Annotated in this window: 10 protein-coding genes; 2 read left to right on the forward strand and 8 right to left on the reverse strand. The window is 57.8% G+C overall.

The genetic code is table 11. The features are described from left to right. The first annotated feature begins 2 nt into the window (after window positions 1–2). Complete coding sequence (locus tag AC2FNB_RS10730; protein ID WP_496746223.1) at window positions 3–1,406, forward strand: TRAP transporter large permease; 1,404 nt, start codon at window positions 3–5, stop codon at window positions 1,404–1,406. A gap of 23 nt (window positions 1,407–1,429) precedes the next feature. Here the strand turns inward: AC2FNB_RS10730 and AC2FNB_RS10735 are convergent, their stop codons facing one another. From AC2FNB_RS10735 to rocF, 7 genes are all read right to left on the reverse strand, one after another. Further along, complete coding sequence (locus AC2FNB_RS10735) at window positions 1,430–3,403, reverse strand: DNA/RNA non-specific endonuclease (RefSeq protein WP_496746225.1); 1,974 nt, start codon at window positions 3,401–3,403, stop codon at window positions 1,430–1,432. A gap of 25 nt (window positions 3,404–3,428) precedes the next feature. After that, on the reverse strand, window positions 3,429–6,677 hold the full coding sequence (locus tag AC2FNB_RS10740; protein ID WP_496746227.1) for an ATP-binding protein: 3,249 nt from the start codon (window positions 6,675–6,677) through the stop codon (window positions 3,429–3,431). Then, the gene (locus tag AC2FNB_RS10745; RefSeq protein WP_496746229.1) at window positions 6,667–8,502 is read right to left on the reverse strand and encodes a S1 family peptidase; all 1,836 of its coding nucleotides are present in this window, start codon (window positions 8,500–8,502) and stop codon (window positions 6,667–6,669) included. The genes AC2FNB_RS10740 and AC2FNB_RS10745 overlap by 11 nt, the downstream gene beginning before the upstream one ends. Before the next feature lie 9 nt (window positions 8,503–8,511). Then, complete coding sequence (locus AC2FNB_RS10750) at window positions 8,512–10,143, reverse strand: S8 family serine peptidase (protein ID WP_480749931.1); 1,632 nt, start codon at window positions 10,141–10,143, stop codon at window positions 8,512–8,514. 156 nt (window positions 10,144–10,299) lie between these two features. Beyond that, on the reverse strand, window positions 10,300–11,346 hold the full coding sequence (ocd, locus tag AC2FNB_RS10755) for an ornithine cyclodeaminase (protein ID WP_480749932.1): 1,047 nt from the start codon (window positions 11,344–11,346) through the stop codon (window positions 10,300–10,302). Between the two features lie 6 nt (window positions 11,347–11,352). Continuing rightward, window positions 11,353–12,273: a citrulline utilization hydrolase CtlX gene (gene ctlX / locus AC2FNB_RS10760; protein WP_480749933.1), complete on the reverse strand. Its 921-nt coding sequence runs from the start codon at window positions 12,271–12,273 to the stop codon at window positions 11,353–11,355. Then, complete coding sequence (rocF, locus tag AC2FNB_RS10765) at window positions 12,273–13,193, reverse strand: arginase (protein ID WP_480749934.1); 921 nt, start codon at window positions 13,191–13,193, stop codon at window positions 12,273–12,275. The genes ctlX and rocF overlap by 1 nt, the downstream gene beginning before the upstream one ends. 86 nt (window positions 13,194–13,279) lie before the next feature. On the opposite strand from rocF, the gene AC2FNB_RS10770 reads away from it, so the two are divergent. Continuing rightward, window positions 13,280–13,708, forward strand: a complete 429-nt coding sequence (locus AC2FNB_RS10770; RefSeq protein WP_480749935.1) for an Lrp/AsnC family transcriptional regulator — start codon at window positions 13,280–13,282, stop codon at window positions 13,706–13,708. Window positions 13,709–13,738: 30 nt separating this feature from the next. Here AC2FNB_RS10770 and AC2FNB_RS10775 read toward each other — a convergent pair. After that, a partial coding sequence (locus AC2FNB_RS10775) for a YbaK/EbsC family protein (protein ID WP_496746232.1) occupies window positions 13,739–14,114 on the reverse strand: 376 nt, incomplete at its 5' end.

Consider the following 14,114-nt stretch of genomic DNA (forward strand, 5'->3'; position numbering starts at 1 on the left):
GCATGGACACCATCGAAATTGGTCTTTGGGTCACCGGCTTTCTTCTTGTCATGGTCCTCACGGGGATGCGCGTGGCCTTTGCCGCAGGGCTGGCCGGGCTTGTCGGACTAATCTGGATATTCTGGGCCAAGTTCGGGTACGATCCGGACCGGTTCGGTAAAGCGGTTACGGTCGCAGTCAAAACCGCGGGGCAGGTGCCTCATTCCAAGGTGGCATCACACACACTCAGCCTGATCCCTACCTTTATCCTGATCGGGTATCTGGCCTATTATGCCGGGCTGACCCGTGCGATGTTCGAAGCGGCCAAACGTTGGATTGCCTGGGTTCCGGGGGGATTGGCGGTTTCAACCGTGTTCGCCACAGCCGGATTTGCCGCCGTGTCAGGCGCATCCGTGGCCACGTCGGCGGTGTTTGCGCGTATTGCGATCCCCGAGATGCTGAAGATTGGCTATAACAAGAGGTTCGCCGCGGGTGTCGTTGCGGCGGGTGGTACTTTGGCGTCTCTTATTCCGCCTTCCGCCATTCTTGTGATCTACGCCATCATTGTAGAGCAGGACGTCGGGAAACTGTTACTTGCCGGATTCATCCCCGGCGCCTTCTCGGCGGTCATCTATGGCACATTGATTGTCGGCATAGCCTTGGCATTCAAGTCGGTAGGTCCGCCAGTTTCCGGTTTTACCTGGCGCGAGCGCTTTGCTTCGCTTCCTGCTGCGATGCCGATTGTCCTTGTGATCGTCATCATCATCTGTTTTGTCTACAACCCGTTTGGCGATCAGGCTTGGGGTACGCCCACCGAAGGCGGTGCAATCGGCGCTTTCATAGTGTTTTGTTTTGCGCTCTGGCATGGGATGCGCTGGGCGGAACTGAAATCAGCGCTGCTGGAGACCGCCAAACTAACCGCGATGATCTTTTCGATCATCTGGGGTGTTCTGATCTATGTTCGGTTTCTTGGCTTTGCCGACTTGCCGGGAGCGTTTTCAGACTGGATCACCGGCTTGACGATGTCGCCGATGCTGATCCTGATTTGCATCCTGCTGGCTTATGCGGTTCTGGGCATGTTCATGGATGCCATAGGGATGCTTTTGCTGACCCTGCCGGTCGTCTATCCTGCAGTCATGGCGCTGAACGGAGGTGAAGCAGTCAGCGCTGCGGACAGTACGTTTGGCATGTCTGGTCCGATGTGTGCGATCTGGTTTGGCATTCTGGTGGTGAAGATGGCCGAGTTTTGCCTCATCACTCCACCCATTGGCCTTAACTGCTTCGTAGTCGCGGGCGTGCGCCCCGACCTGAGCGTTCAAGATGTGTTCCGCGGCGTGGCCCCGTTCTTTGTGGCGGATGCCGTGACCATCGCTTTGCTGGTCGCCTTCCCGGGAATTGTTCTTTATCTGCCGTCTCTGGCCAGTTAGGGCAAGGGGACCAGCCCTGCTGTCTACAGGCAGATATTCTCATAATCCCACACGGTGATTGCAACGCTTTCTCCGGATTCGCTCTCGCCCACCTTGCCCAGCGGATCGAAATCGCGGAGCAGGCCGAAATCGTGCCCCGTAGCGTGCTCCAGGTCCTTGATCCGGACCTGGAAGGTTTTGAACTCGCCGAATTCAAACCCTTCAACTGCTTCGACGCGTCCACGTTCGGACAACATCCGGTGGATCAACTGGCCCTGAGACAGGATATAGGCCGTCGCGTGTAGGCGCAGGATGTCGCCCTCTTCGGGCGCTTCGGCCAACATTGTTACCACCTTGAAGAATTCCAGCGGCACGGGTGCGCCTGTGTTGCCCAGAAGAGGCTCGGTTCCAGATATGATCGGGCCACTGAACACGTTCGCGCGAAAACCGTGAGTGCGAACGTTATCGAGGATGTAGTCTTCCAGTCCCAACCACATTTCGGAGTTGCGGTTAAGAAGGCGATGCTGCGGGCTGCATACCGTGTAATGAAACGTGTCCGCGTCAGCCTGTTCCGCGGTTTCGCGGGTATCACCCCAATTGGTTGCTGCACGACGTATCAGGTGGCCCCGGTCAATATCGGCATGGCCATAGGCTTCGGCATCGAGTTGCTGGTTGGCTGGAATGCGCAGATCCTTGCGCCATGTCGTCGACCTTCGCTTGATCCTGATGGTCTGTTCTCCATCGATGTTCAGGGCGGTCAGCAGCGGCCCCTTGAGTGCAGCACTATAAAGCACGCCAAAATGCTGGTAGCGCAGTTCGTGCTGGCGTTCAGGTGTCGCATCGCTTGGTGTGCTAAGCGGAATTTGAGGGTTGAGCTTGGGTAGGGGCACTGGAACCACCTGCAGGAAATCAGGGTCATATCCACCGCGCCCCGCAAAATGGTTCAGATCGTGACCAGCGGGTGCCTCGTCATGGATTGCCGCGACACTGTGAACCTGTCCGGCTACACCCTGATCCAAAAGGGCGGTCAGGGTGCTGACCCGAACGGCACTGTTGCCGATGCCGAACCGACCGGCAAAGTGCAACCCCACCAGTTTGCCGCTGTCGAGGCTGATGACTGGACTGCCCGAATTGCCACCCAACGTTGTGGCGTCGTGACCAAGCCGGGAACTGCTGTCGGCCATGCTGGCAAAACCGGGGGCAAAGCGTTTGATGTCGTAGAGCCCTTTGAAATACCGCTCCATCTGGGCGGCGTTATTGCGCGAGTCCGAGGCCGGATAGCCAATAACGGCGATCATCTCGCCATCTTCGGCATCCTTGATCGCGCGCGGCAGAGGCGCGAGAGAAATACCACTTGCGGCGTCGGGTTTGTCGACCCGCGCCAAGGCTACATCCGCCGAAATGTCGTCTGCAATATAGGTAAACTTGCGGATTGGAATGGTCTTCGAATTGTCCCCCCCGGCGCCGACCTCCTCCAGAAAATCGATAGCCGCGCCATAAAGGATGTTGCCAGGGCCGAACTTGAACACGCCATCGCCCAGAAAAGTCCGGCGGGCTACGATCTTGGCCACATGCCGGTTGGTAACGATCAGCAGGCTGCCATTGTCTTCTTCGTCGATGATCCAGCCTGTGCCACCCCATGCCATGTCGTGATTGCGGAACTCGATACGACCTATCGAAGGGATCATAGGCTCGATGTTGGTGATCTTGATATCCGTACCGGGGGCGAAATCGCCGCCTAGCTGGGTTTTCCCCTCAACTGCGCCGTTTTTGATCAACAGCGGGGGGCGGCCAACCGCTCGTACAATGGCTTCGAGCATCAAGTTCGAATGTCCGGCGGCCTCAAGTTGCGGCGGCGTGCTGTCAATCATCTCTATTGCTGTGCTTTCTGCAACCAGCCCCAACTCTTTCAAGACCGGAGACCCATCGTTGATGGCCTGCTTGATCTTGTCGAAATTCCAACGGGTCCTCAGCCCCTCCAGACGGTTCAGGCTTTCCTCTTCAGCGCGGTTGGGCATTTCAAGTCTCCTTGGATGAAAGAAGTCAACGGAAAATGGTTTCTGGAGGTACCTCGTGCAGGACGAGCACCGCTAGTGTTGCAGCCTGAACGAGGGGCAGTTCATCTTTTTGCAGAAGTTTTAGAACCTCTGTCCGTCCGTGGCTCCGTTTGGCAAACGCGTTAAGGTAGGGCCGTCGCAATCTGCGCCGAGCTTGCGCACCGTACCGGTCGCGTGGGGCAAGCAGCCACAACAGCGCTTCGGCACGATCCGGTGTCCCCAAATGCTCTGTCAAAGCCACGGCTTGGTGATCGGCAGGGATGTCCGAAACCCAATCTTCGGGTGGGAGCGAGGCATAGGACCAAAGGCCATTCACGGTTCGCCGCCACCGTTCCGCCGCGTCGGCGAGCGCAGGCAGATCACGGTCAGGACGGAAGAAGGCGTAACCACCGAGTGTTTCCGCTGCCAGCCCCGCATTTGCCAGTGCCTCTGCCGTGTCCGAGGCGTAGGAGGATAGCCCGGAAGCGATGTTGTTCAGCCCTTGCAGTTCCGGCGCGACTAAGTCCCCGATCTCTCCGAACAACTCTCTCAGGTGCGCAAGCTCGTTCTGAAGGCGCGCACCACCACGGTCAAACATTTGGTCGAGCCGGACAAATTCGACCAGTGGCGTGGCATAGGGATTGAGCGGCGCAACTCTGCGCCCTTGGGTTTCAGGTTCTATACCATTACTGGAGGCCAGATTTTGCTGCACGCCCAGATTGGCGCGCAGTCGGTCGGCACGATCAAGTGTGCGCCAGGCCAGTTCTTCGTTGCCGCCGGCAACGAACGGAAATATCAAGGCGCGTGTTTCGTCGATAATCCATGGGAAGGCGGCGGTTTCCCGTACAGACAACAGCATGAAATCCAGCGCGCACCCTGTCAGCATCGAAGCCTGCCGCATGTTCGCGCACTTGCCCAGCACCTCGTACCGGTCCTCCGACTGTAACCAATCCAAGCATTTCTCAAATCTGAACTCAGCCCATACTTCCAATAGAAGGCGTGTCATGGGCGGGCTGACTCTTTTTAGCGCGTCGTGAAAAAACGGCATCGGCAAAGCGCCAAGGATCTGGCTCGCCAGCGTCCACTGTCCGCTGCGCCATGCATAGGCCATCGTGATCAACCCAGCGTCGCTGGCCAGTTCATAACGTTCGGGAAAAGCGCTTTGCATGATACCGGGTATTTCACGCAATTCGCCTTTCTCCAGCATGATTTCGACATCCTTGATCGCGCGATCGTCCACTGGATAAGTCAGGTCGGCATCAATGGGTTTCACATATGTCGACCGCATTTGTTGAGGATCGAACGCAAGTTGCGGCTGCACGTGTCTGGCATCCAGAGGCGAGGAAGCGACGCCGCTCCAGAAATCTCTTCCGAGCTCTTGTTCGAGATTCAGGGCGAAATCTTCCGGTTCCAGATGGTCGTCCGCTTCGGGCAGAACCTGGTCCTGTCGTCCGAAATCCGATCGTTCCTGTTTTGCCTGACGGATTGCGTCACTTGCACGCGCGGGCAACTCGGCAAGCATATGGTCGTCGAACTCTTCAGCCAAAGCGCGGCCAATCTGCGGTATGTCCACTTTCGGTTCTCGGCACATCTGAAGCCGGTGATAGAGCGCAGCAACCGGATTTATCCCCTTGAACCATTCCGCGGCTTTTTGATCGATCTCGCGGGAGGTGTCCGGGAATTCTTCATAAATCAGTTTCAGAGTGGCCGCCCGGAGATCGCTACGATGCAGAATCCATGACCCCTCTCTCCGTACCAGCCAATGGTGGCGGCCCAGCTCTTTTAGAATGTCTTCGGCTTCTTTCTTGCTTAGCTCAAATCCAAGTGCAGGGGCGACTACTTCGCGCAAGGCGCCCACATTTATCCGCTGCAAGACCAAACCCTTGAGTGCCACTTCACGCAAAGTACGCGGCACCCGACTGAGAATGGCGCGATAAAGATAGCCTTCGATCTGCGCGCCGCTGGCATTCGCCGGCACGTGCAGGTCAGGTCGTGCTCCCATTTTCAGAGACTTGCTGGCGAGGACCAGGCGCAGGGGAATTCCTTGCGCAAGTTCCAGGATCGGAGCCCGTTGGGCCGCGTCGACGCCACGTTGTTCCAGCATGCTGTCAGCCACCGGATCTTCGAGCCCCGTCAAATCGATGCTGTCTCTGTCGACCCGGGATTGCGCGGGGACGATGGATTCCTTGCGCCCGGCTGAGATCACACAAATCGGGCACGCAGCGAATTCGGCCAGTCGATCGAGATGTTCAAACAGGCGGACGACACGGGAATCAGCTCGCTGGCGCAAGACCTCCAATGTATCGAGCAGGATAAGGATCGTACCGTCAAAGCTGGACAGGGCGCTTCGGATGGCCTGCATGATCTCCCGAGACCGTCCGCGTCGAGAAAGGTTCTCGGTGTCTGCCAGCGTTTCGGCCCGTTCGAACCGCGCCTCGCGCAGTTGCTTAGCAGTATATGGCAGGCCGTTTCCGATTTGACGGGATATCTCGTCGAAAAGGGCGTGATCGTCCTGCACATTCAGCGAAGACCGGTCGAAATCCAGTCGCAGAATGACCATGTCACGTTGGCGAGCCATCTGTATGACACGCTCCAAAAGATAGGATTTCCCAATTCCGGGCAGGCCTGAAATATGCAACGTGCGTAGTTTCACTGCGGTCTTTCGACTTGGGTGGTCTTCTCTTGTTGCCCAGCGGTCGGGCGAGGCCATCCAGCGATCAATCTTGCCCAATTCATCTTCGCGGCCGAAAAAACCACCTGATAGGGCCTGCTCATTGGCTTGTACCTGAAGCAACTTGTTGACTGTCCCTCGCAAGGCAGCCACCTGTGAATAACCCGGCGCTTGCGGTCCGCTCCGATCCAACACTTTAATCAGGTCCAGCAACGGTTGCGGGTTGTCGGCTTTGACGATCAGATCAGAGATCGCCTCGGGCGAGTATTGGGCCGCGCCTGTCAGGGCTAGCTCCACATCGGTTGGGGATTTGGCATATTCGCTACTGGGCGCAAAAGGTGAGGGTTTGGACAGTACTTCGCGGCGAACGCTGTTGCGCATGGTCCAGAGATCCTGAGACTCGTCCCGCTCCACCGTGCAATCCGGGCGTAAGAGGCTAACGATATCCAGCATTCGGTTCGTATCGGCCACCAGTTCGTTGCCGCCGATCTTCAACAAGGTTGAAACCGGGTTGAATGCACCTGACACCGCCGCGACCCATCGCAGCTTTTCCAGTACGTCACGACTTCGCGGATCAGCCTGCATCATGAACTCCAATGTCTTTTCTCGCCTCTGTGCGCAACCGTTCGGCGACGAGCGGAAGATTGGCGATAGCAAAGCGGTTCATTTCCGCCGGAATTCCCTGCAAGGCAAGGTCAACGATGTGCCCGCACACATCAGGTGTCCATTTCAACGCCAATGCCCTGACCATCAGACCAACGCAGTCTTTGACGTCTTTTCGCAGGAACGGGCGGATATAGTCGACAAATAGCTTCGGTCGCGGATCGACTTCCACATTGTCCAGATTAGTTATGGTGCGGGCACGCAAATCATAGGTTTCGAAACCGGCCAGGATCAGCCGCAAGTTCGGAGTATCCAGAACTTCTTCAATCAAGTGTTCCAGTTGATATCGGGTGCGGTCGATCAACCCGCTGTCGGGATTGTCAAAGTAAAGCCAAACGGTCTCGTTCCTTTCCGTGGCGATCCTGCTCAGCTCGGAGACGACAGTGCGGATTCTGTCGTCTTCATGCGCGGTGCCGGTTGTTTCGTCTGCTGCGACGCCGGGCTGGGCTGCTATTGATGCGCTTCCGCCCAATGCTCGGCGGTTGAGGCTGGCGGTCAGATCACCTTGTTCATATCCAGGCTGCATCCTGACGATGCGATGTCGGGCACCATGGATCTCCAGAAAACGATCAAGCAGAGTATGGCTGAAATTCAACCCCTGCCTCTCGGCGATCTTTGTGCGTTTGATCCAAACGCCACGAAGGTTCTTGTCTTGCCTGTCCAGAATCGCGGTCAGTGCGTCAAAGAAATTGTTTCGCCCGATCACAAAGTGACCATCCAGATCATCGCTGAGTGACCAAAGTCTGCGTGGCGGGCAATCCAGCTTGATCTGCGCGCAGAAATCGTCATTGGCGGCAAAATGCTGAAAGGGCACCAGTCGGCGGACATTGTTCCATCGCCCCTGATGCAGGCCGACAAAATTGAACTGGCGGTCAAATCCGGCTCCACCGGAAGACCCGCCATGCGTTTTGATACTGTGAAGGTGGCGCGGTTCGTCCAGCCTATCTCGCCGGAGTTTTCCCACTGCAATCCCTTTTTCGGCGCCCTCCGGGAAATGAATCAGAACAAAACTTTCCGTACCCACCCAATTTGGCAACGCGTTCGGCAATGACATGTGTCCGAGAGTACGACCAAGCGGCGAACGTATGCGCAGCAGAACCGCATCGCACATCGTAGTGGCATCTCCATCACCCGGAAGCACACCGTTCTTCTCACTGTCGAGGCAGGGCGCAACCCAGACCGGTCGGGCTTTGTGTTCACTGCCATCGGACAGCAGTACGCTGACGTCCGAGATCGTGTCCAAATCGAACTCGCTTGCTGCATCCGGCACGAAGGCACCCACAACATGGGCCGAAGTGAGGATCAGTCTCGGCGAAATGAGTGCGCCACTTCCGAGAACCTGATCGTGTTTCAGAACCCGGCACCGAAACGCCTTGGCGCCGCTGGCGAATTCGCCGATGCGGTCGATGTCCAGATCATCAGCGTCAGCAGGGGCCAGGCTGGCCCCGTTGATCGGGACGTGCTCCACTTGATCCGCCGGATCGTCGGCCAGTGGAAGTGGCTCCAGCCCTCGACTGCGTAGGGCGGCAATGAACCGGCTCATCAGCTTCTTGTCTACCAGACGTCCGACGATCAAACCGGCCACTGCCGTTCCAGGCATCGATTGGGCCACCATCCGAAACGTGTCGATATCCCCAATGTGACCTGCCGACTGGAACACTTCCTCCACGGTTTGGTTCACCATGTTCGGGTGTTCCTGCATCAAGGGTTGCAGTTGGACGGCCGTCAGTGTTTCCGTTCCAGCCATGGATATAACTCAGCCCGCACCGATGGCAGCCGTAAGTGCAGGCTTGCCGGATAGTGCATCCTTCAATTCTTTGCCGATGTCGTCGCCTCCAGCAGTGCTCTCCTCGCCCAGCATCACTTCCGCGCGTTTGCGGGCTCCGGCGCGATAGCGCAGCCACAGCATTTCCGAGGCATAGTCTGCGAGCTCAGTTGTAAACTCGGCCGCAGCCGTTGGGTCCGAGTTGACGAGCTGTGTCAAAAGCACATTCGCGCTGGATTCCACACCAGCTTTGCCCAGTTCAGCTTCCGCAACAGCCTCGTGGCCAGTAGCCGACTGCGGCAAAGAAGCATCCAAAGCCGTTTTTGCATCAATAACACCCGCGCCAAGATCCGTGGCTCCGTTCCAGACAGATGGCTTGCTGAGGTCATTCGTGACGCAAGCCACCCACATCGACTGAACAGTGGTTCCAGCCGCTGCCGCTTTTGCTCGCAGCGTGGCTCGGCCACCGTGCCGCGCGACCCAAAGCGCTGCGACACCTCCGGCCAAAGAGGTGGCGAGTGTCGTGCCTTGCGCCGCTTTGATGCCCCAGTCGTGATCGATCGCCTTGTTCTTGGCTGCTCCCCACACATGCTCGCCCGGGGCGGACAGCGTTACTTGCGGTCCGCGACCGGTCCGCGCCCAAGGCCTCAGATCCGGACCCACAGCGGCCATCGCCGTGGCCAGCCCGAAATCCGAATAGGCTGCCGGAAAGATCACGTCGGGCCAGCAATTCCCTGCAGCGCAGATCACCACCAGCCCGCGCTCCACCGCCAACCGCAGAGCCCGTTCGGTAGAAGCGACACGCATCGGCCCCCCTTGCGCCATGACGATGACATCTGCACCATTGTTGATGGCGTGTGCAATCGCTCTGGGCAGGGTTCGCTGTTCGAAATTGATGACAGACCTGATTGCTCGGATAGGCATCACCATCGCGTCCGGGGCTGAGCCTGTGATTGCGCCCGGGCCGCTGGTTTTGCCGTTCATGTCTGCGCCCCCGCGCGATGCGACAACCGACATGACCAAAGTGCCATGTCCGGGATGTTGCAGCAGACTGTCGCTGAAACGATCAGACGCATCGGTGCCGCCTTCAACAAAATTAATCTGGTGGGTCAGATCCAACACGCCTTCAAGCTCTCCGTGCGTGGAATACCCGGTATCGATCACTGCAACCGTCGAACCCGCCCCACGGCTGTGTTGCCAGGCCAGCGGCGTACGGACCAGTTTATGCACCCAACCGAACGTTTGCGCGCTGCTGCGCGGTGTTGAGCACGAGAACAACCCGGCCTCCGTGGTAACCGCACCTACCGAGACAGCGCCATATAGGCTTTCGGGCAGAACCGGATTTGCTTCGACCGCATCCAAGGCACTTCGCAAGTGGCGAGTAAATGCAAAGGCAGTTGTTTCCCGTCCTGTTACATCGGTGTTTGGAAACTCGGCAAAAAAGAACTGATCCCTGTCACTACCAAACGCGGTTTCCACGATTGAGTTGGATCCTGGCACCGATTGCTCAATTAGTTTTTCCACGTCTTTCGAATTGGATTCTTCCATAAAGACCAATTCAACAACAAGAGGTGCGCCGACGTCCGATGCCTGCGCGCGAAGCGTTTCCAGAAGTTCCTGCATGGTAATATCCGGTATCGAAATGAAACAATCAGTACGGGTTACGATAACACAGATTTCCCTTCAATTCACCCTGCGCGGATGAATGCTTGGAAGACGTTAAAACAGAAGGCCGGGCAAGGAATCTTGCCCGGCGCAAAAAACGAGATTGTTCGACCTTTAGCTTTTTGCCCGCATCAGCATCCCGAACAGATCACGTGGATCGTCAGGGTCGGCCAGCATGTCCAGTGGTTCATAGAAATTCGTGCCACCAATAGCACCTTTGATATAACGAAGGGCCGAGAAATCCTCGATAGCAAATCCCACGCTGTCGAACAGGGTGATCTGCCGGTCATCATGACGCCCTTGTGCCTGGCCTGTCATCACCTGCCACATCTCGGTAACTGGGTGGTCGGGTTCAAGGGCCTGTATTTCCCCTTCGATCCTGGTTTGTTCGGGGTACTCCACGAAAATCTTCGAGCGCAGAAGGATATCGCGGTGCAGTTCCGTCTTGCCGGGGCAGTCGCCACCGATGGCATTGATGTGCACACCGGGGCCGACCATGTTGTCGGTCAGGATCGTGGCGTATTTCTTGTCGGCGGTGCAGGTCGTGATAACTTGCGCGCCCTCTATGGCCTCTTCTGCTGTCTTGCAACTCACCACAGTCAGCCCTTTGCCAGCCAGATTGGCTGCACATTTGGCGGTTGCGTTCGCGTCGGTGTCATAAAGACGAACCGTGTCGATACCGCACAAGGCCTTGAAGGCAAGGCACTGGAACTCGGACTGCGCTCCGTTGCCGATCATGGCCATTGTTGTAGCGCCTTCGGGTGCCAAATACTTGCCCACAAGGGCCGAGGTGGCCGCCGTTCTTAGCGCGGTCAGCATGGTCATTTCGGTCAGAAGGATTGGATAGCCAGTATAAACGTCAGCCAGCAGGCCAAAGGCGGTTACCGTCTGCAACCCCTCGGACGTGTTTTTGGGGTGGCCGTTGACATATTTGAACCCATAAGCCTCGCCATCCGAGGTGGGCATCAGCTCGATCACCCCATGTGGTGAATGGGCCGGGATTCGCGGAGTTTTGTCGAAACTTTCCCACCGTTTGAAATCAGATTCGATCTGATCGGCAATTTCAGAGATCATCTGTTCGACGCCGATGTGATGGATCAGCCGCATCATGTTGTCTACGGATACAAAGGGTACGAGGGCTTTGTCAGAAGGTTGCATCACGCACTCCTATCGGCGGGCAAGGTGGATGCCGGCGATCATGCAGCGGACCGATCCGCCGGCGGTTTCGATGGTGGGAACCGAGAGGGGCAGCGGCGTGGCGCTGGCCTCGATGATGGCGATCTGATCCGGCGTCAGCGCGGCAAGCGCGCGCGATGAAATCGCCAGAACCAGCCCGTCGCGCCCGATCAGCTCGATTGCGTTTCCGGCAAACTCCGTGATCTGATCATGTGTCAGGTCGATGACTTTGCGCCCGGTCTCTTCCAGCCGGGTGCAGATCGTCGCGCGCCGCTTGGGATCGGTGATCATGTCCAGACAGATCATCGCATAGTTGGTGCCGATCCCCATCAGGACATTGGTGTGATAGACGTCGCGGCCCTGCGCGTCGCGCGCCTCGAACGCGATGGGTTCATAGTTGAAATGGGTGCAGAACCGCTCCAGCAGCACCGGATCGGCGCGGTGGGATTTGACCGTATAGGCAATGCGGCCCACGTGATCCAGTACCATGGCCCCGGTGCCCTCCAGCGCCAGATCGTCCTGTTCCAGCCCGGAATAGTCGATCACGTCCTGAACCCGGTAGTCCTGTTTCAGCATCTCGACCACGTCCGCGCGCCGCTCGCGCCGCCGCGACGGCACGAACATCGGATAGATTGCCACATGCCCACCCGGATGGGTCGAGAACCAGTTGTTGGGAAATACGCTGTCGGGCGTGTCGCGATCGCCGTGATCGTCAAAGACATGCACGGTCACACCGGCCTCGCGCAGTTGTTCCACGGCGCGGTCATGCTCATCCCGCGCGGCGGCCGAGGTGGCGGCGGCAGAGCGGTTGGCTAGCGTCTGGAACGCGTTGTCGTCGCGCGTCTCGGGGTTCGAGGCAAAGGCATGCGGCCGGATCATCACCACGGCGGAAGGGGCTTGCAAGGACAGCATCAGAAGCTCCGTGTCGGGCGGTCGAAGATGCGGCGCCCCATCAGCGAGGCGGCCAGATCGACCATCAGTTTCGCAGTGCGTCCACGCTCATCGAGGAACGGGTTCAACTCCACCAGATCAAGCGAACAGACCAGCCCGCTTTCGTGCAGCAGTTCCATAACCAAATGGGCCTCTCGCTCGGTGGCACCGCCGGGAACTGTGGTGCCCACGGCGGGCGCGATGGCGGGTTCCAGGAAATCCACATCCAGCGACACGTGCAGGATGCCGTTGGCGTCGCGCACGCGGTCCAGGAACGCCATCAACGGCACCTTGATGCCATTCTCGTCGATGCTGCGCATGTCAACAAGAAATGCATCGTCTCTCTCCAGCGCCGCACGTTCGTGCGGATCGACCGAACGCAACCCAATCATCCCGACCCGGTCCGTTGGAACGGGCGCCGCGAGGGCAGGGAAGGCTTCGAACCCCGGTTGACCGGTGAAATACGCGACGGGAGTGCCGTGCAGGTTGCCGCTTCCAGTGCTGTCCGGAGTGTGAAAGTCGCTGTGGGCGTCAAGCCATAATACAAAAAGCGGGCGTTCCGTAGCCTTTGCATGCGCGGCCATTCCCGCGACGGTTCCCATTGACAAAGCATGGTCCCCGCCCATGAAGACCGGAATACCTCGGCCTGCGGCATCTTGTGCAGTGCGTGACAGGGATCGAGCCCAGCCCACGCATTCCGGCAGAGCGAACAGGTGCTCATGCTCGGGCATATCCACGGGATCAGGTCGGATATCGCCCTGGTCGATAACTCGGTGACCCAAATCTGAAAGTGCCTGCATCATACCGGCAACGCGATAGGCATCGGGTCCCATCCGGCAACCCTGACGTCGTTTACCCGCGTCCATGGGGACGCCAATGAGAAGTAGATCGTTGTTTTTCATGCCCTGATATTGTTCCCGAAGCGGTCTTGCCGGAAGAGAGCAAAATGCTCAAAATGGAACCAATCCACTCATAACGGAATATCAAAATGGACGATCTGGATAGCCGGCTTCTGAACGCGCTGCATCGGGATGCCCGCGCTTCGCTATCGGAACTGGCTGAACAGCTGGGTGTGACACGCACAACGATTCGAAGCCGGATGCAAAAGCTTAAGCAAACCGGAGAAATCGTGGGGTTCACTGTTCTCACCCGTCGGGACGTAGCACAAAGCCCGGTACGCGGGTTGATGATGCTGGGGATCGAGGGGCGCGGAACCGAACGTATCATGTCTCGAATATCTGCAATGCGGCAAGTGCGGACCGTGCATTCGACAAATGGCACCTGGGATCTGATCGCCGAGATTGGCACTCAAACACTTGAGGAACTGGATGAGGTCATCTTCTTTATCCGGCGTATGGATGGTGTGACGCGGTCAGAGACGAACTTGTTGCTCTCAACCCGGAAAGGACGAGTCTGAACGGGTTAAAAAGCGAAACTGATTGCAATATTATGCAGTAAAATATGCCCGTTCAGCTTTGCTTATCCGAAGCAGGTCTTGAGGTGAAATCGGAAAGACATGACGCGGTGTTCCGGCAGCAGCCCAGACCACGTCGAAACCTGTCAAGCGAGGATCGAAAAACGCCCGGATCGGGGACAGGTGTCCGACGGGGGCCACGCCGCCAATTGCAAACCCGGTTTGAGCGCGAACCAAAGCGGCGTCGGCCTTTTCAAGTGCCTCACCGGCAGCATTCGCAGCATTTTCCGGGCTGACCGAGTTTCCTCCGGCCGTCAGAAACAGAAGGGTGTCTCCGGAGCGTTCGCCTTGGAACACGATCGATTTGACAATTTGATCCAACGCACAGCCCACTGCGTTTGCAGCGTCT

The sequence above is a fragment of the Ruegeria sp. BHSB058 genome (genome assembly GCF_059613285.1).